The sequence below is a fragment of the Allostreptomyces psammosilenae genome (assembly GCF_013407765.1).
Lineage (GTDB): Bacteria > Actinomycetota > Actinomycetes > Streptomycetales > Streptomycetaceae > Allostreptomyces > Allostreptomyces psammosilenae.
Genome location: NZ_JACBZD010000001.1, coordinates 162,501 through 180,093 on the forward strand (window position 1 = coordinate 162,501; position 17,593 = coordinate 180,093).

The 17,593-nt window shown below is 72.4% G+C and carries 11 protein-coding genes and 2 rRNA genes (1 of these 13 running past the window's edge); 8 read left to right on the forward strand and 5 right to left on the reverse strand.

Features of this window, described 5'->3' with window-relative positions; translation table 11 throughout:
- Both FHU37_RS00590 and rrf read left to right on the forward strand, forming a co-directional pair.
- Positions 1 to 2,154: ribosomal RNA gene (locus tag FHU37_RS00590) — 23S ribosomal RNA — on the forward strand; it begins 951 nt to the left of the window's first position.
- A gap of 91 nt (positions 2,155 to 2,245) precedes the next feature.
- Positions 2,246 to 2,362: ribosomal RNA gene (rrf, locus tag FHU37_RS00595) — 5S ribosomal RNA — on the forward strand.
- Between the two features lie 65 nt (positions 2,363 to 2,427).
- Here the strand turns inward: rrf and FHU37_RS00600 are convergent.
- Positions 2,428 to 3,123 (reverse strand): SDR family oxidoreductase, encoded by a 696-nt coding sequence (locus FHU37_RS00600; RefSeq protein ID WP_179812273.1) that lies wholly within the window; start codon positions 3,121 to 3,123, stop codon positions 2,428 to 2,430.
- A gap of 1,043 nt (positions 3,124 to 4,166) precedes the next feature.
- Here FHU37_RS00600 and FHU37_RS00605 point away from each other — a divergent pair.
- On the forward strand, positions 4,167 to 5,489 hold the full coding sequence (locus tag FHU37_RS00605) for an outer membrane protein assembly factor BamB family protein (protein ID WP_179812274.1): 1,323 nt from the start codon (positions 4,167 to 4,169) through the stop codon (positions 5,487 to 5,489).
- Positions 5,490 to 5,607: 118 nt separating this feature from the next.
- On the opposite strand, the gene FHU37_RS00610 is transcribed toward FHU37_RS00605, so the two are convergent.
- Positions 5,608 to 6,609: a universal stress protein gene (locus FHU37_RS00610; RefSeq protein WP_179812275.1), complete on the reverse strand. Its 1,002-nt coding sequence runs from the start codon at positions 6,607 to 6,609 to the stop codon at positions 5,608 to 5,610.
- A 212-nt stretch (positions 6,610 to 6,821) separates the two neighbouring features.
- Positions 6,822 to 7,421: a GNAT family N-acetyltransferase gene (locus tag FHU37_RS00615; RefSeq protein ID WP_179812276.1), complete on the reverse strand. Its 600-nt coding sequence runs from the start codon at positions 7,419 to 7,421 to the stop codon at positions 6,822 to 6,824.
- 114 nt (positions 7,422 to 7,535) lie between these two features.
- Between FHU37_RS00615 and FHU37_RS00620 the strand changes: the two genes are divergently transcribed.
- From FHU37_RS00620 to fepB, 3 genes are all read left to right on the forward strand, one after another.
- Positions 7,536 to 8,396: a nucleotidyltransferase domain-containing protein gene (locus FHU37_RS00620; protein WP_179812277.1), complete on the forward strand. Its 861-nt coding sequence runs from the start codon at positions 7,536 to 7,538 to the stop codon at positions 8,394 to 8,396.
- A gap of 207 nt (positions 8,397 to 8,603) precedes the next feature.
- Complete coding sequence (soxR, locus tag FHU37_RS00625; RefSeq protein WP_312892355.1) at positions 8,604 to 9,086, forward strand: redox-sensitive transcriptional activator SoxR; 483 nt, start codon at positions 8,604 to 8,606, stop codon at positions 9,084 to 9,086.
- 748 nt (positions 9,087 to 9,834) lie between these two features.
- Positions 9,835 to 10,875: a Fe2+-enterobactin ABC transporter substrate-binding protein gene (fepB, locus tag FHU37_RS00630; protein ID WP_179812278.1), complete on the forward strand. Its 1,041-nt coding sequence runs from the start codon at positions 9,835 to 9,837 to the stop codon at positions 10,873 to 10,875.
- A gap of 99 nt (positions 10,876 to 10,974) precedes the next feature.
- Here fepB and FHU37_RS00635 read toward each other — a convergent pair whose 3' ends face one another.
- Complete coding sequence (locus FHU37_RS00635; protein ID WP_218903889.1) at positions 10,975 to 12,360, reverse strand: MFS transporter; 1,386 nt, start codon at positions 12,358 to 12,360, stop codon at positions 10,975 to 10,977.
- A gap of 314 nt (positions 12,361 to 12,674) precedes the next feature.
- On the opposite strand from FHU37_RS00635, the gene FHU37_RS00640 reads away from it, so the two are divergent.
- Both FHU37_RS00640 and FHU37_RS00645 read left to right on the forward strand, forming a co-directional pair.
- Positions 12,675 to 14,129, forward strand: coding sequence for an amino acid permease (locus FHU37_RS00640; protein WP_179812279.1), 1,455 nt, complete (start codon positions 12,675 to 12,677; stop codon positions 14,127 to 14,129).
- Between the two features lie 305 nt (positions 14,130 to 14,434).
- Complete coding sequence (locus tag FHU37_RS00645) at positions 14,435 to 15,910, forward strand: aldehyde dehydrogenase (NADP(+)) (protein ID WP_312892356.1); 1,476 nt, start codon at positions 14,435 to 14,437, stop codon at positions 15,908 to 15,910.
- Between the two features lie 149 nt (positions 15,911 to 16,059).
- On the opposite strand, the gene FHU37_RS00650 is transcribed toward FHU37_RS00645, so the two are convergent.
- The gene (locus tag FHU37_RS00650) at positions 16,060 to 17,484 is read right to left on the reverse strand and encodes an MGH1-like glycoside hydrolase domain-containing protein (protein WP_179812281.1); all 1,425 of its coding nucleotides are present in this window, start codon (positions 17,482 to 17,484) and stop codon (positions 16,060 to 16,062) included.
- Positions 17,485 to 17,593 lie beyond the last annotated feature (109 nt).

A 17,593-nucleotide genomic window follows, 5' to 3' on the forward strand; every position in this document is an offset into this window, starting at 1 on the left:
TCTTGCCGGAGGTAGAGCACTGGATAGGCGATGGGCCTTACCGGGTTACTGACCTTAGCCAAACTCCGAATGCCGGTAAGTGAGAGCGTGGCAGTGAGACTGCGGGGGATAAGCTCCGTGGTCGAGAGGGAAACAGCCCAGAGCATCGGCTAAGGCCCCTAAGCGTGTGCTAAGTGGTAAAGGATGTGGAGTCGCAGAGACAACCAGGAGGTTGGCTTAGAAGCAGCCACCCTTGAAAGAGTGCGTAATAGCTCACTGGTCAAGTGATTCCGCGCCGACAATGTAGCGGGGCTCAAGCACACCGCCGAAGCCGTGTCATTCGCCCTTGTGGTGGATGGGTAGGGGAGCGTCGTGTATCGGGTGAAGCGGCGGCGTGAGCCAGTCGTGGATGGTACGCGAGTGAGAATGCAGGCATGAGTAGCGATTCAGGAGTGAGAAACTCCTGCGCCGATTGACTAAGGGTTCCTGGGGCAGGTTGATCCGCCCAGGGTAAGTCGGGACCTAAGGCGAGGCCGACAGGCGTAGTCGATGGACAACGGGTTGATATTCCCGTACCCGTTTCAACGCGCCCAACGCTGAATCTTCTGATGCTAAGCCCGTGAAGCTTTCGTGGTCCTTCGGGACTGTGGGAGTGGAGCCGGTGAACCGAGGGGGTAGTAGGTGAGTGATGGGGTGACGCAGGAAGGTAGTCCAGCCCGGGCGGTGGTTGTCCCGGGGTAAGGGTGTAGGGCGCCGGGTAGGCAAATCCGCCTGGCATGTGCTTGAGACCTGATGCCGAGCCTTTGTGGCGAAGTGGATGATCCTATGCTGTCGAGAAAAGCCTCTAGCGAGTGTTGGAGCGGCCCGTACCCTAAACCGACTCAGGTGGTCAGGTAGAGAATACCGAGGCGTTCGGGTGAACCATGGTTAAGGAACTCGGCAAAATGCCCCCGTAACTTCGGGAGAAGGGGGGCCGCTGCTGGTGAAGGGACTTGCTCCTGGAGCTGGTGGTGGCCGCAGAGACCAGCGAGAAGCGACTGTTTACTAAAAACACAGGTCCGTGCGAAGCCGTAAGGCGATGTATACGGACTGACGCCTGCCCGGTGCTGGAACGTTAAGGGGACCGGTTAGTCGACTCTTCGGGGTTGGCGAAGCTGAGAACTTAAGCGCCAGTAAACGGCGGTGGTAACTATAACCATCCTAAGGTAGCGAAATTCCTTGTCGGGTAAGTTCCGACCTGCACGAATGGCGTAACGACTTCTCGACTGTCTCAACCATGGGCCCGGTGAAATTGCATTACGAGTAAAGATGCTCGTTTCGCGCAGCAGGACGGAAAGACCCCGGGACCTTTACTATAGCTTGATATTGGTGTTCGGTTCGGCTTGTGTAGGATAGGTGGGAGCCGGTGAAGTCGCGTCGCTAGGCGTGGTGGAGGCGTTGTTGAAATACCACTCTGGTCGTGCTGGATGTCTAACCTGGGTCCGTGATCCGGATCAGGGACAGTGTCTGGTGGGTAGTTTAACTGGGGCGGTTGCCTCCTAAAGGGTAACGGAGGCGCCCAAAGGTTCCCTCAGCCTGGTTGGCAATCAGGTGTTGAGTGTAAGTGCACAAGGGAGCTTGACTGTGAGACTGACGGGTCGAGCAGGTGCGAAAGCAGGGACTAGTGATCCGGCGGTGGCTTGTGGAAGCGCCGTCGCTCAACGGATAAAAGGTACCCCGGGGATAACAGGCTGATCTTCCCCAAGAGTCCATATCGACGGGATGGTTTGGCACCTCGATGTCGGCTCGTCGCATCCTGGGGCTGGAGTTGGTCCCAAGGGTTGGGCTGTTCGCCCATTAAAGCGGTACGCGAGCTGGGTTTAGAACGTCGTGAGACAGTTCGGTCCCTATCCGCTGTGCGCGTAGGAGTCTTGAGAAGGGCTGTCCCTAGTACGAGAGGACCGGGACGGACGAACCTCTGGTGTGCCAGTTGTTCTGCCAAGGGCATGGCTGGTTGGCTACGTTCGGGAGGGATAACCGCTGAAAGCATCTAAGCGGGAAGCTTGCTTCGAGATGAGGACTCCCACCCACGTGATGGGTTAAGGCTCCCGGTAGACGACCGGGTTGATAGGCCGGGTGTGGAAGCACTGTGAGGTGTGGAGCTGACCGGTACTAATAGGCCGAGGGCTTGTCCATAGATGCTACGCGTCCACTGTGTGGTTCTGGAACAATGACCAGGACCAGTGTTAAGTGAATAATTTGCTGGTTGCCTTGTGTTCCCAAGGTTTCCGGTGGTCATAGCGTGAGGGAAACGCCCGGTTACATTCCGAACCCGGAAGCTAAGCCTTACAGCGCCGATGGTACTGCATGCGGGAGTGTGTGGGAGAGTAGGACGCCGCCGGAATATTTGTGAAGGGGTGTGGCCCCGACCGAGTTCAATCGGTCGGGGCCACACCCCTTTTGCGTTGTTCAGCGGGAGACGCCCGGGCGAACGGTCAGGTCGGTGACCTCGGCGTCCCGCGGCAGGGAGAGGGCGGTCAGGACGGCGGTGGCGACGCTTTCCGGGTCGATCCAGCGCTCGGGGTCGTAGGGGCGCCCCTCCTGCTGGTGCACCTTCCGCTGCATCTCCGAGGCCGTCCGGCCGGGATAGATGCTGGTGACCCGGATGCCGTGCTCGTGTTCCTCCGCCCGCAGCGCGTCGGCGAGCGCCCGGAGCCCGAACTTGCTGGCGGCGTAGGCGCCCCAGCGAGCGTTGGCGCGCTGCCCGGCGCCGGAGTTGATGAAGATGACGTGCCCCCGGTTGGCGCGGAGCGCGGGCAGGGTGAGCCGGGTGATCTCGGCCGGTGAGGTGAGATTGACGGTCAGGGCCTGCTGCCAGGTGGTGGTGCTGGTCTCGGCCACCGCGCCGAGCTCCACGATGCCGGCGCTGTGCACGATGCCGTCCAGCCGGTCGGGCAGGTCCGGGACGAGTGCTCCCTCCAGCAGCTCGGGCTGGGTCAGGTCGGCGGCCAGGGCGCGGCTGCCCTCGGGGAGCGCGTGAACGAGGTTGCTGAGGCGCTTGGAGGCACGTCCCACGAGCAGGAGCCGATGGCCGAGTCCGCTCAGGCGCAAGGCGATGGCGCGGCCGATGCCGCCGGTCGCCCCTGTGATGAGATACGTCCCCATGGCTGTCGCCTTCCTTGAATTCCGCGGGGCCATCCTGCCCCTCAGGCCACATTAGTGCTCTCCGGCCGCGGGAAGCGGATGACCGAGAGTGGTCGTTCCTGCCTTTCGTTGTTCGGATGGCTACGCGGGATGATCGGCTGAGAGCATTCGATCTTTTCTGTCCGCAGATGGGCTGGTATGACGCACGTCCGGGCCGGTTACGCCATTAGATGGGCGCCTGGTGTCGTACGGTGCGGGGCCGGTGTCGTCGCCGCTACGTTGAGGACCTGAAGCCGCTCCCGGCCATCGGGGCCTGGGCGGTCGCCGCTTCTGTTCTGTCCATCCGTCCGTTCTGCGTCCGTGGGACGGGGCCCGCCGCAAGGCGCGCGGGCCTGGGTGAACCGGGATCACCGCCGACACGGCGGAAGGTCAGTTCACCGCCGTCCACGACATGCTGACGCCGCCGTGGTCCGTCGGGCCGGCAGGATCATGTCATGGGGAGGGAAGAAACGCGTGGTGCCTGAGTGACTCCCGGGAGGGGGTGACGGACCCGCCGGCATGGGATGACATGCTGGCGGGATCGTTGTCATGTCGCGGCTCGCCGCCGCGATCGCGGGGAGAGGTGGAGCATGGCCGAGTCCCATCGGGATGGAACGGACGAGGAGCGGAGCGTGCCCGGTCCGCCCCAGGTGCCGCCTCCCCCCGCCTTCGCTCCGCCGACCGCGCCCGGTGCCGCCCCGGCGGCGGGGCAGCCGCCGACCGAGCCGGTGGGCCTCGGCAAGTCCTCGGGGCCCGTGCCGCCGCCGCGACCGGCAGCGCCGGCGTCGGCGCAACCGGGACCGGCATCGCAGGGGCTGGGTCCGCAGGGGCCGGGACCGGCGGGCGCGGGGTTCGGCAGCCAAGGCGGTGGTTACGCCGCCCCCGGATACCCCGGGGCCGGGTTCGGTGCCCCCGGACACGCCCCCGGCGGGGGGTACCCCGCCCCCGGTTATCCGGGCTCGGGATACGGCGGCGCGGGGTATCCGGGCGCCGGCTTCTCCGCCCCCGGGTACCCGCAGACCGGGATGCCCTACCCGCCCGCGCCGGCCGCTCCCAACCGGGGGCGCATGCCGCTGCTGCTGGCGGTGATCGGCGGCGTCGTGGTGCTGGCGGTGGTCGCCGTCATCGGCGTCCAACTGCTCGGCGACGACGCCGGCGACCCCACCCCTCCCGGCGGCTCGTCCTACTCCGGGGAGTTTGAGCACTTCGCCACCGACTACGCCCACGGATGGGACGCGGCCGCCACCGAGGAGAACGGCAGCCGTGAGGACGCCACCGCCGACATGGCGCTCGGCTACTGGGTCACCGATTCGACGCTGGCCCGGATCAGCGGCAGCACGGCCACCGGCTTCAGCCGGTCGGACGGCAGCCGGCAGTGGCAGGTGGAGGCCCCGGACGGGGTCGAGGGGATCTGCGCCGCCACCACCTCGCAGTCCGGTTCGCTGGCCGCGCTCGCCTACGAGGCCGGCGAGTACTCCTCGTGCGAGGAGGTGTGGCTGGTCGACGCCGGGACCGGGGAGCGGCTGAGCGAGGTGGAGCTGCCCGACGAGGAGACCGTCACCGCCCTGACCGTGGTGGACGACACGCTGGTGGTCGGCACCTACTCGGGGGCCTTCGTGATCGACCCCGCCTCCGGTGAGGTGCTGACGGAGGTGGCCGGCTCCTCCGAGTGCATGGCCGAGGGCTATGTCGGCGCGGGCGCCGGGCTGCTGCTGACCTCACAGACCTGCGAGGAGGAGTCGCTGCTGGCGTTCTCGCTGGACGGGGGCGAGCGCCTGTGGGAGCTCGACCTTCCGGGCGGCGACGCGGGCTCGATGTCCCTGCTCTCCGCGGATCCCCTGGTCATCGCGGTCTCCGGCGAGGACGGCGGCTACTACGCGCTCTCCGTGGACGAGCGGGGCGAGGCCCGCGCGGTGATCAAGTACAACCAGCCCTGTGGCGAACTGGCCATCTACCCGGGCGTGGTGCAGCAGGGGTACTCCGTCACCGGCGACACCCTGGTGGCGGAGGTCATCGGGGGCGACGACACGGTGCTCGCCGGCTACAGCCTTGTCGACGGGTCGGAGAAGTGGTGCCTGCGCGGCGAGAGCGACATCCCGAGCAACACCACCCCGCTCCGGGCGGACGGCGACGGGGTGATCGCGGTCAGCGGCGACTGGGAGACCGACCCCCGGCTGGTCTGGATCTCCGCCGCGGACGGGGCGGTCACCGAGGGCGGCCGTTTCGCCGCCGAGGAGGTCTGCGAGGGCTCCGGTGACCTGTGCACGCTGCTGGACGACGGCACGCTGGTCGACATCACCGAGTTCACGCTCTACGACTACCTGGTGCGGACCTACCGGCCGGAGTGACCGCCCGAGCGTCCGCGCCACGTGACGGCCGCCGGTGTCCTCGGGGCGATCGCCCCGAGGACACCGGCGGTTCGTCGTCGGCGTCACCGGACGGCACCGCGGGGGCGCCGGGGGCGTCTCACAGCGGTACGACGGCCACCGGGCACTCGGAGTGCAGCAGCGTGGCGTGACCCACCGGCCCCAGCCGGGGGTGCAGCAGGCCGCGCGGCTCCCGGCGGCCGAGCACCAGCAGGTCCGCCTCGGCCGAGGCGGCGACCAGCTGGGCCGCCGCGTCGCCCGGCATGACCTCCGCGGTGACCTCCACCCCGGGGTGCGCGTCCGCCACCGGGGCCAGCGCGCGCTCCAGGTTCTGCCGCTCGTCGCGGTTGATCTCGTCGGCGTCGAAGCCGGGGGAGAGGTAGGGGTCGAACGCGGGGACCGGGGGGACCGGCCAGGACCAGGTGGTCAGCGCGTGGACCCGGGCGCCCCAGCCCTCGGCCGCCTCCACCGCGAAGCTGAGCGCCCGGCGGGAGTCGGCGTCGGGGTCGACACCGACCACGATGACCGGCGGCCCGGCCGACGGGTCCCGCTCCGTCAGCCCCAGCTCGCGGTCGCGGTCGGTCTCGGCGGCCCCCTCGCCGGCGGCTCGCGCCCCGCCCGCCTCCTCCGCCCGCTCGCCGTGCACGGCGAGCCTCGGCCAGCCGCGCGGCCGGGACTGCGGCGGCCGGCGGACCACGATCACCGGACAGGCCGCGCGGGAGGCCACCGCCAGTCCGACCGAGCCGAGCAGCAGGCTGCGGAAGCCGCCGAGTCCCCGCGACCCGACGACCAGCAGATCGGCCTCGCGCCCGAGCTCCGGCAGGACCTCGCGGGGCATTCCGCGCAGGGTCGTCGTGGACACCGGCACGTCGGGCGCGATCCGGCAGACCACCTCCATGCCCTCGGCCAGCACCGGGTTCTCCTCGGGCAGCGGCTCGATCCGCCCCGTCTCCCGGGCCGCCCGCTCGGACCGGTAGGGCCAGACGTGCACCAGGCGCAGGGCCGCGTCGCGGCGTCGCGCCGCCCGTGCCGCCCAGGTGGCGGCGCGCAGCCCGTCGGGCGAGCCGTCGAGGGCGGCGATGACCGGGAAGGTACTGCTCATGACTGCCTCCGGTGGGCCGGCGGACACGGCGCGCCCCGCCGGCCTCCGACACGTGAGGTGGCTCCTCGCTCCTCGTGCCGGCCCGGCGCCGACGAACCCCGGCGCCGACGGGGCCGGCACCGGGCGCGCGGCGCGGCCACCGGCGGGCGTCCGGCGCACCGTGGCGGCCGGCGGCAGCCTGACCGGCATGCCCCACGGGTGCCCGCCACGGGTCAGCCGAAACGCTTCTCCAGGAGGGTCACCGGGTACTTGCTGCCGTCCTCGAAGGGCTGCTCGCCGACCACGGTGTAGCCCTGCTCCACGTAGTACCGGCACAGCCGGTCGTTGCCGCTCACGCAGTCCAGGCGGGCGACGCGCAACCCCGCGCCCTCCGGCGGAGGCGCGGTGATCCGGCGTTCGGCGTCGCGCAGCAGCACGGCACCGTACCCCGGCGGGGCCAGCTCGCGATTGACCATGAGGCGGTGCACGTAGCCCGACGGCTCCTCGGGACGTCCCCAGGTGGCGACGTCCTCCCACCACAGCTCGTAGGCGCCGGCCAGCCCTCCGCCGTGCCGCGCCAGGTACACCTCGCCGGCGGCGATGCGGGCCAGGAAGTGCGCGGCGTCCAGCCCTCCGGGGCGCCACGCCTGGTAGCCGCGGGAGGCCTGCCAGCGCGCGGCGGCGTCGCGCAGGGCCACCAGGGCGTCGGCGTCCTCCGGGCGGGCCCGTTCGATGCGCGGCAGGGCGGGGTTCGGCGCGGCCTCGTCCGCCGGCTGCGCGGGCACCCGCTGGTGGCCGGAGGCGTCGGAGGGCGAGAGGGTCTCAGAGTCCATGGGGCGTCACGATAATCGCATTGCACGTCGCGGGCGTGTCCGGCCAGGGTGGGCGGCACGACGGGACACGGGCCGGCACCGGGATCGGCCCGCCGGGAGGGGGAGACGGGGCGGATGACCGGGACGGCGGGCGACGACGGCGCGCGGGCGCGGACCGCGGACGGTGGGGCGGCGGGCGACGGGGACGGGCGCGTGGAGACGGTCGACGGCACGGTGATCCTGGAGGGCGTGGTGGGCTCCGTCGCCTACGGGCTGGCGACCGGGGGCAGCGACGTCGACCTGCTCGGCGTCTACCAGGCCCCCACCCACCGGGTGCTGGGGCTGGACGGGCCGGCCGTGACCTCCGCCTCGCGGGTGACCACCGGGCCCGACCGCACCCTGCACGAGCTGGGCAAGTACGCCACGCTGGCGCTGCGCTCCAACCCGACGGTGCTGGAACTGCTCTGGCTGCCGGAGTACCGGGTGTGCACCCCGGCCGGTGCCGCGCTGCTGGCGGTACGGGACGCCTTCCCCAGCAGCGCGGCGGTCCGGCGCGCCTACCTCGGGTACGCCCACCAGCAGGCCACCAAGCTGGTGGCCCGGCACCGGGCGGCCGGCGGCGCCGGTCGGGCGGGGGCACCGGCCGACGGGGCGGAGCCGGACGAGGCGGGTGGCGAGGCCGCGGGCGGCGAGTTGGCGGGCGGCGGGGCGGCCGGTGTGCGGCGGCGCCGGATCGAGAAGCACGGGCGGCACTGCCTGCGGCTGCTCCGGCAGGGCCGGCACCTGCTGGCCACCGGGGAGGTCCTGATCGACGTCGGGGACGCGCGCGAGGAGATCTTCGCGGCCGGGCGGCTGGCCGCCGAGGATCCGGAGGGCTATCTGGAACTGTTCGAGCGGGAGCGGGAACGTCTGGAGGGCGTGCGGTCGGTGTTGCCGGAGCACCCCGACCGTCGGCGGGTGGACGCGCTCGTCGTCGCCCTGCGCGGCGCCGGCTGAGCCACCGCCCATGGGGTTGAGCCGGCCGGGCGGCGGGCCGTCGTCCGGCGTCGAGGCGGGGGAGCGGACGCCGGGGGTGGACGGCGCCTGATCGGATCCCGGGACGGGTGTTGCCAGCGTCGGGGCGAGCGGGCAGTGTTCCAGTCGACTTGAAGTCGCCCGCCGTCCGGCGCCCGGACGGCGGCCCGCCGAGCCGAGGGACCCACCGTGCCGCAGCCTCCCATCCCCGCGCAGACCGCGCGGGCTTCCCACCTGGGCGACCTGCTGTCGATCGGGGAGGTGGCGCACCGCAGCGGCGTGGCCCGCTCGGCGCTGCGCTACTACGAGGAACAGGGCCTGATCCGCGCGGAACGGACCTCCGGCGGCACCCGCCGCTACCGGCGCTCGGTGCTGCGGCGGCTGGCGTTCGTGAAGGCGGCGCAGCGCATCGGGCTGTCGCTGGAGGAGGTCCGGGACGAGCTGGCGGCGCTGCCGCCGGACCGTTCGCCGACGGGCGAGGACTGGGACCGGGTCGTGGCGGCGTGGCAGGCGCGGATCGACGAGCGGATCGACGGACTGCGCCGGATGCGGGAGGCCCTGGCGGGCTGTGTGGGCTGCGGCTGCCTGTCGCTGACCAAGTGCGGGGTCTACAACCCGGGCGACGTGGCCGCGGAGGAGGGGGCGGGGGCCCGCATGCTGCGGGAGCTGTGAGGCACCCGGGTCTGATGGCTGCCGGGTTGGCTGGGGCCGATGGGGCGCCTGGCTGGCCAGGTCTACGGGCCGCTGGGCGGACTGGGTCTGATGGGCTGCCGGTTCGCCGGGGCTCGCGGCGGCTTGTGGGGCTTGCTGGGTTCTTGGGGGGCCTCGGGGGTGCGGAGGCACTGGAGTCGCGGGAGTGGTGCGGCTCGTGGAGCTTGCCCGGAGTTTGGGGAGTTGCCCGATGTGCTGCAGTTGCTCGACGTGCTGCAGTTGCTTTGGTTGCGGGCCCGCGCCGCTAGGGAGCCCCAGGGGGACCCCCTGATTCAAGGATCCCATGGGGCGTCGGCGTGGCGCAGCCCCCGTTCTGGGCCTGTGGACAACTTCCTGCGGATCTGCACTGCGGACGAGTTTCTGCGGGTCAGCGCTGCGGGCAACCTCCTGCGGGTCGGCGCTGCGGGCGACTCCCTGCGGATCTGCACTGCGGACGAGTTCCTGCCGATCAGCGGGAGTGGGCGTGGGACGCGTGGTCAGGCCGTTGGAGAAGACCCGTGCTTCGACGGACCGGGGCGCGAAGGCGGGGGATGGGGCGCGAATCGATGGGGGGTGGCTCGGATCGCGGACGCGGGGTGGGGCCTGCATGACGAGGTGTTCGGCCTGGGAAGGGTAGCCTTACCCCCGATGGTGTGACTTAGGTTCGCCTAACCTAAGATGCTCTCTCGTCGGGTGGTCCACACCCGTGTGTACCGAAGGGAGAGACGCCATGCGCGTATCAGTGGGTCGACGCCGTCAGAGACTCGGCGTGGCGGGGGAACGGCCGACCGGCCACCGTCCCCGGCGCTCGTTCCGGCGTGCCCTCGCCGTCGCGGCGGTGGCCGGCTCGGTGGCGCTGACCGCCGCCTGCGGTGGGGCGGACGCCACGGAGGCCTCCTCCGATGAATCCCCCTCCGCCTCCGGCACCCGCGTGGTGGAGCACGAGAAGGGCAGCACGGAGATCCCGGCCGACCCGCAGCGCGTGGTCTCGGCGAGCGTGACGCTCACCGGCACCCTGCTGGCCCTCGACGTGCCGGTGGTGGCCTCGCAGGGCAGCCAGGGCGACAACGCCTTCTTCCCGCAGTGGGCCGACGTCGCCGCCGAGCGCGGCGTCGAGGAGATCCCCGGCGTGGAGATCAGCGTGGAGAAGATCGCCGCGGCCGAGCCGGACCTGATCGTCGCCGCCGGCTGCTGCGGGCAGGACGACGGCAGCGAGCTGTACGAGGAGCTGTCGGCGATCGCCCCCACCATCGTGGTCTCCTACGCCGAGAAGTCCTGGCTCGACCTCACCGAGGAGCTCGGGGCCGACCTCGGGCGCGAGGAGCGGGCCGGGCAGATCGCCGACGAGCACGCCGCCCGGGTCGCGGAGGTGAAGGAGGCGATCACCCTGCCCGAGCAGCCCACCAGCCTGTACTCGGTGGCCCAGGACGGCTCCGCCAACGTCTTCACCAAGGTCTCCCCGCAGGGCGAGCTGCTCTCCGCGCTCGGTTTCGAGATCCAGGAGGCGACCGGTGGTGAGCTGAAGGCGGACAGGACCGTCAGCAACGTGGCCGCGGAGACCTTCGCGGACCAGCTCTCCGGCTCCACCGCACTGATCGTCAACACCGAGGAGGAAGGGCTCGCGGCGCTCCGGGAGAACCCGGCGCTCCAGGTCACCCCGGCCTTCCGGGACGGGGAGGTGTACGCGCTGGGCCGTGAGGCGTTCCGGCTGGACTACTACAGCGTCGGTGTGGTGCTGGACAAGGTGGAGGCCTGGTTCGGCCGCGGCTGAGCCCGGACCGGCAGGCGGGGGCGGGCCGGCGCCGGGGCGGGCGACGGGGGGTCGCCCGCCCCGGCGCCGCGGCCCGGGCTGGTCGTCACGGGCCGGCCGTCACCGTTCGGCCGCCCCACCGGTCCGGGCCGAGCGGGGTGTGGCGAGGGAGCGCGGCGAGAGCACCCCGGCCAGCAGGCACACCACCAGGCCGGCGGCGACCACCACGAAGGTGCCGGGGCGCAGCCCGGCGTTGTCGCCGATCAGCCCGATCAGCGGCGGCGCCACCAGGAAGCCGACCCGGGCCAGCCAGGACACCACGGCGATGCCGTCCCCGCTGCGCACCCCGGGGATGTTGCCGGCGGCGTGGAAGCAGGCGGGGAAGAGCGTGGCGGCGCCGAGGCCGGCCAGGCCGAACGCCACGATGACGGCCGGGCCGGAGTCGGTGAGCAGGGCGAGGGCGACCGGGACGGCCGCCAGCAGGCCGCCCCACCGGGCGACGACGACCGGACCGAGCCGGTCGGTCATCCGGTCGCCGGTGAACCGGCCGATGGTCATCGCGCCCTGGAAGGCCACGTAGGCGAGGCCGCCGACGGCGGCGGTGGCGGCGTACTCGTCCTGGAGCAGCGCCGACCCCCAGGAGGCCGGGGTGTCCTCGATGACCGAGGCCATCACCAGCATCAGACCGAGCAGGGCGAGCAGCGGCACGGCCGCCCGCACGCCGCCCCGGACGGCCGCCGCCGGCCGGCCGTCGTCGGCGTGGTCCGACTGGCCGTCGGCGGCGGAACGTATCTCCTCGTCGGAGCCGGGCAGCAGCCGCGGCCAGGCGAGGGCGCCGAGCACGGCGAGCAGGACGCCGGTGCCGGCGAGGTGCCAGTGCAGCGGGATGCCGGCGCCGGCCGCGGCGGTGCCGAGCAAGCCACCGCTGACGGCGCCCAGCGACCACATGCCGTGGAAGCTGTTGAGGATGGAGCGGCCGTAGCCGCGTTGCACGCGCAGTCCGTGGGCGTTCTGCGCGGCGTCCATCACCGAGTCCAGGGCTCCCATCAGCAGCAGGCAGCCGGCCAGCATCCACCAGCCGTTCGCCCAGCCGACCAGGGGGACGGTCAGCGCGAAACCGAAGGCGCAGGTGGTGGCTAGTCGGCCACTGCCGAACCGGGCGCCGAGGGCGCCGGCGGAGAGCCCGGCCAGCAGGGCGCCGGCCGGCATGGCGGCGATGGCCGTGCCCAGCGCGGCGTTCGACAGGCCGAGGGCGTCGCGGATCTCCGGCAGGCGGGGCACGACGTTGGCGTAGCCGACGGCGTTGGCGAAGAACAGCACGGTGACGGCGAGGCGGGCGCGGCGCAGTGGGCGGGGTGCGGCGCGGGGGGTGCCGGGCGGCGCGTCCGCCGTGGCGGTGGGCGGGGAGAGGGCCGGTGACGGCTGTTCGGGGGCGCCGGTGCGGTGCCCCGTCGGCTGGCCGCTGTCGGGGGTGTGCTGCGATGTCGGCTCTTCGGGAACGTTCACGGCCGACACACTAGGAACAATCGGGCCGGGTGTGCCAGGGGTATTCCGGTGGCGAATCCCAGGGGGCGGCTGCGGCCAGCCCGGTGGGATCCGCGCCGGTTCGCCGGCGCGCACGCGAGGCGTGCTTGCTCACTCGCGCCCGGTGACCGAGGCTCGTGCAGTCCAGCATCGACGGGGCGCTCGACGTCGCCCGGTGCCGTGCCGTCGATCCGCGGCGCGGCACCGGGCGGGTGGCGGGCCGGCGGACCGGCGGACCCCACCGGGACCGCGGCCCCGGCCCGCCGTGGGCGCCCACGAGCGGAGAGGAGTCGTCAATGGCTACACCAGGTGGGTGGGGAGGCGGGCGCGGCGTGCTGCGGCGCAAGCCGATCGAGACGATCGCCGAGCCCGAGGCCGCGAGCGAGAGCCTCGTCCGTTCCCTCGGCCTGTGGCAGCTCACCGCCATCGGGGTCGGTGGGATCATCGGCGCGGGCATCTTCTCGCTGGCCGGCGCCGTCGCCAACGGGACGGCCGGGCCGGCGGTGCTGGTGTCGTTCGTCATCGCCGGGATCGCCAGCGCCGCCGCGGCCTTCTCCTACGCCGAGTTCGCCGGGCTGATCCCGAAGGCGGGCTCGGCCTACACCTACGGGTACGCGGTGCTCGGCGAGATCGTCGGATGGTTCATCGGCTGGGACCTGCTGCTGGAGTACACGGCGATCGTGGCCGTGGTGGCGATCGGCATCTCCGGTTACTTCGGGTTCCTGGTCGGGGAGCTGGGGGTCGAGCTGCCGGTGTGGATGCTGGGCGCCCCGGGCACCGGCGAGGGGCACCGGGTGGATCTGTTCGCCGCGCTGCTGTGCCTGCTGATCGCCGCGCTGCTGAACATGGGGATGCGCAGCGCGGCGCGGTTCGAGACCGTCGTGGTGGGGCTGAAGATCGCGGTGGTGCTGCTGGTGATCGGGGTCGGCGCGTTCCACATCACCACCGACAACTACACGCCGTTCTTCCCGTTCGGCGTGGGTGGGGCGGTCACCGGCGCGGCGACGGTCTTCTTCGCCGTGTTCGGCTACGACGCGATGAGCACCGCCGCCGAGGAGTCCAAGGACGCCCAGCGGCACATGCCCCGGGCGATCCTGTACTCCCTGGGCATCTCGCTGGTGCTGTACCTGCTGGCCTGCCTGGTGCTGGTCGGCATGCAGAACTACTCGGAGATCGAGCCGACCAGCGGCTTCTCCTCGGCGTTCGCCGCGGTGGGGCTGGACGGCCTGGCCAGTGTGATCGCGGCCGGCGCGATCATCGGCATCCTGACCGTGATGTTCACCTTCATGCTGGGCGTCACCCGGGTGTGGTTCGCGATGAGCCGGGACGGGCTGCTGCCGAAGTGGTTCGCCAAGACGCACCCGGTCCGCCACGTCCCCACCCGGGTCACCTGGATCGTCGGGGCGGCCTCCGCGCTGATCGCCGGATTCCTGCCGATCGGGGAGGCCGCCGAGCTCACCAACATCGGCATCCTGCTGGCGTTCGTGGTGGTGTGCGTCGCGGTGATCGTGCTGCGGTACCGGCGGCCGGACCTGCCGCGCGGCTTCCGCACGCCGGGCATGCCGGTGGTGCCGGCGATCGGCGTGGTCTTCTCGATCTGGCTGATCACCTTCTTGGACCCGGTGACCTGGCTGCGCTTCGCCGCCTGGTTCCTGCTCGGCCTGGTGGTCTACTACGCCTACTCGCGCCGGCACTCGGAGCTGAACCCGAGGCGCCCGGAGGGCGTCAGGAGGGGTGGCGGGCGGCGCTGAGCCGCGCCGGAGTGCTCCGCCGGCCGACCGTGGCGCCGCCGGCCCGCGTGCCGCCGCGGTCGGCCGGGGTGCGCCCGGTGGCCGCATGCGGCCGAGGAGGCGGCGCTCTGCCCGGTTCGTCCCGAGCGGGGCGCCCGGCGGGTCTACCGTGGCAGGCTGAGGCGACCGTCGAGATCTCCCGGTGCGACCCCGGACGCTGGCCCTTCGACGGTCCGGCGCCGCCGCGCGTGATCGCGCGGCAGTCCTTGGCAGCCGAAGATGCCGCCCCATCGCGTCCACGATCCGTCGAGCCGAGGAAGAACACGGTGACCGACACCACGCCAGAACAGTACGAGGCCGTGCTGGACGCCGCGGTGGCGGCGGCCCCGGTACTGGCCGCCACCACCCCCACCACCCGCGCGGCGTTGCTGCGCGCGGTGGCCGGGGCCCTGGAGGAGCACGCCGACGCGTTGGTGCCGTTGGCGGTGGCGGACAGCCATCTGCCGGTGCCGCGGTTGCGTGGGGAGGTGACCCGCACGGCGGTGCAGTTCGAGATGTTCGCCGACGCGTTGGAGGAGGGCTCCTGGCTGGAGGCGATCATCGATCTGGCCGACGCGCAGGCGCGCCCCGCGCCGCGGCCGGACCTGCGGCGGATGCTCGTGCCGCTCGGTCCGGTGGCGGTCTTCGGGGCGAGCAACTTCCCGTTCGCGTTCGGTGTGGCCGGGGGTGACACCGCCTCCGCGCTGGCCGCCGGCTGCCCGGTGGTGGTCAAGGGCCACCCCGGACAACCCTCCCTCACGGATCCGTATGCGGCGGTGGTCGCCGAGGCGTTGCGCGCGGCCGGGGCCCCTGAGGGGGTTGTCGGGGTGGTGCACGGTGATGACAACGCCCGCCGTCTGGTGCAGGATCCGCGGATCCACGCCGTGGGTTTCACCGGTTCCACCGCGGGTGGCAGGGCGCTGGCCGATCTGGCCGCCGCCCGGCCGCGCCCGATCCCGTTCTACGGTGAGCTGGGCAGCCTCAACCCGGTGTTCGTCACCCCGGCCGCCGCGACCGCCCGTGGCGAGGACATCGCCCGCGCCTACGTCGCCTCCGCCACGCTCGGCGCCGGCCAGTTCTGCACCAAGCCGGGGTTGCTGTTCGTACCCGCCGGGAGCGGGCTGGACAAGACGGTGGTGGAGGCGGCCGGTGCGGTGGCGGCGGCCCCGCTGCTCAACGAACGCATCCGGGTCGGGTGGCGGCGGGAGTTGGAGCGGCTGGCCGCCCACCCGCGGGTGCGGCTGGTGGCCGGCTCCCCCGCCGACAGCGGCGCCGACAGCCTGGAGGTCTCCCCGGTCTTCCTGGCCACCGACGTCGCCGACCTCGAGGCCAGCGGCAGCCAGTTGCTCGCCGAGTGCTTCGGCCCGTTCTCCCTCATCGTGGAGTACCGCGACGAGGCGGAGCTGCTGCGCGCCGCCCGGCTCTTCGACGGCAACCTCACCGCCACCGTCCACGGCGAAGGCCCCGACGACCAGCCCGCCGCCGCACTCCTGGACGCGCTGCGCGACTCCAGCGGCCGACTGATCTGGAACGGCTGGCCCACTGGTGTCGCGGTGAGCTGGGCCCAACACCACGGCGGGCCGTACCCGTCCACCAACAGCCTCCACACCTCCGTCGGCGTCACCGCACTGCGACGCTTCCTCCGCCCCGTCGCCTACCAGGACCTCCCCGACCCCCTGCTCCCCGAAGCCCTCCGCAACACCAACCCCCTCGGCATACCCCGCCGGGTCAACGGCCGACTCACCACCGAACCCATCGGCTGAGCGGGCTCACCGAGCCGGCTCACCCGGCCTTGCGCCGCCGAGCCCCGCCCGCCCCGTCCGCCCCGTCATCGCGCGGGACGGGCGGGGCGGCGGCGTTCGGGCGTTCGGGGGGGGGCGGCGCGGGGAGCGGCCGGGCGAGGGGCGGCGGCTCAGCCTCCGGCCAGCTTGCCGGACGGGTCGCGCAGCAGGTCCAGCACCAGCGAGGCGGTCCAGCTGAACCGGCCGGAGCCGCGGCCCCGTCCGTTCCAGGGGTCCACGTACTCGCGGAAGCCGCCGCTGGCGGCCGTCTCCAGCATCGACGCCCGCAGCGCCTGGGCCAGGTTGTCGTAGCCGTGGGTGAGCAGCCCTTCCCGCACCAGCCACGCCGTGTTGTACCAGGCGGGGCCCCGCCAGTAGCGGCGCGGGCTGTAGTCCGGGGCGGTCAGTCGGTAGCTGGGCACCATGTGCGCGTCGGTCAGCCGGAACCACGGGCCGCACAGCGTGTCGACCACCGCCTCGGTGATCTCCTCCGGCAGCCCGGGCACGATCAGCGGGATCACCCCGCCCACCGTCACCGAGGCGATCCGCTCGCCGGTCAGCGCGTCACGGGGCACGAAGGCGCCCATCGCCGGGTCGAACAGCAGCCGGACCAGGGCGCCCGCGATCCGCGCGGCCGTGTCGTGGTGCGGGGTCGGGTCCGCGCCGATCTCCTCGGCGATCCGGGCCATCGCCAGCTCGGCGGCGACCAGCAGCGCGTTGGTGCACGGGTCTTCCACGGCGAACTCGTGCGGCGTGTCGGCGTCCCGGTAGCCGTGGTCCCGGTAGCGGGTGGCCAGCTTCAGGTAGCGGCCGTAGTCGGCGTCGGTGGGCCGGTCCGCGGGCGCGGCGTGGTGCAGGTCGCGGCGGACGAAGGAGTGCCCGGGCAGCGGCTCGACCCGGCTGAGCGGCAGGTCCCAGGCCGGGCTGTTGTCCATGCCCGACTCCCACGGGTGCACGATGGCGGCCAGGCCGCGCCCGCCGAGGTCCCGGTCGGTGGCCAGGTAGCGGTGCCAGGCGGCGAGCCGCGGGTAGAGGCGCTCCAGGAAGCCGCGGCGCGTGGACTCCTCCGGGTCGGCGCGGTGCACGGCCCAGGCGGCCGGGGCGTGCACCGGCGGCTGGATCAGGCCCGAGGTCTCCACGGTCGGGGCTCCCGGGGCTCCGGAGGATTGCCAGAACTTCGGACCGGGGAAGTAGGCGTCAGCGTCGACGCGCGGGTCGAAGACGATGTGCGGCACCCGACCGTCCGCCCACTGCGCGTCGAAGAGCGTCTCCAACTCGACCTGGGCGCGGCGCGGGCATATGTGGCGCAGCCCGAAGGCGACGAAGGCGGAGTCCCAGCTCCACTGGTGCGGGTACAGGGTGTCGGAGGGGACGGTGTGCGTGTCGCGCCAGTTGTCGACGAGTACCTGGCCGGCCTGGTGGCCGAGGTCCGCGTGCGTCTCGACGAGCGGCACCGGGTGGGGGCGCGGGGCCCGGTGGGGCGCCAGGGTGGGCGGCGGCGCGGTACGCGGATGGGCGATGTGGGTCGTCGGCAGGATCTCGGCGCGTGGTTCCACGGAGCACTCCGTCCGGGCCCGCCGGGTGCCGGGCGGACCCGGGGACGCGGCGGTAGGGGGTACGGTCGTCGGCCGGCGAGGGCGGCGTGCCAGCCGCCCGGCCGGCGAG

What these genes read in the sequence shown, in the direction of transcription:
- FHU37_RS00600 (WP_179812273.1), bottom strand. Translation starts at nt 3,123, where the DNA reads ATGGGGACGTATCTCATCACAGGGGCGACCGGCGGCATCGGCCGCGCC.
- FHU37_RS00605 (WP_179812274.1), top strand. Translation starts at nt 4,167, where the DNA reads ATGCCCTACCCGCCCGCGCCGGCCGCTCCCAACCGGGGGCGCATGCCG.
- FHU37_RS00610 (WP_179812275.1), bottom strand. Translation starts at nt 6,609, where the DNA reads ATGAGCAGTACCTTCCCGGTCATCGCCGCCCTCGACGGCTCGCCCGAC.
- FHU37_RS00615 (WP_179812276.1), bottom strand. Translation starts at nt 7,421, where the DNA reads ATGGACTCTGAGACCCTCTCGCCCTCCGACGCCTCCGGCCACCAGCGG.
- FHU37_RS00620 (WP_179812277.1), top strand. Translation starts at nt 7,536, where the DNA reads ATGACCGGGACGGCGGGCGACGACGGCGCGCGGGCGCGGACCGCGGAC.
- fepB (WP_179812278.1), top strand. Translation starts at nt 9,835, where the DNA reads ATGCGCGTATCAGTGGGTCGACGCCGTCAGAGACTCGGCGTGGCGGGG.
- FHU37_RS00640 (WP_179812279.1), top strand. Translation starts at nt 12,675, where the DNA reads ATGGCTACACCAGGTGGGTGGGGAGGCGGGCGCGGCGTGCTGCGGCGC.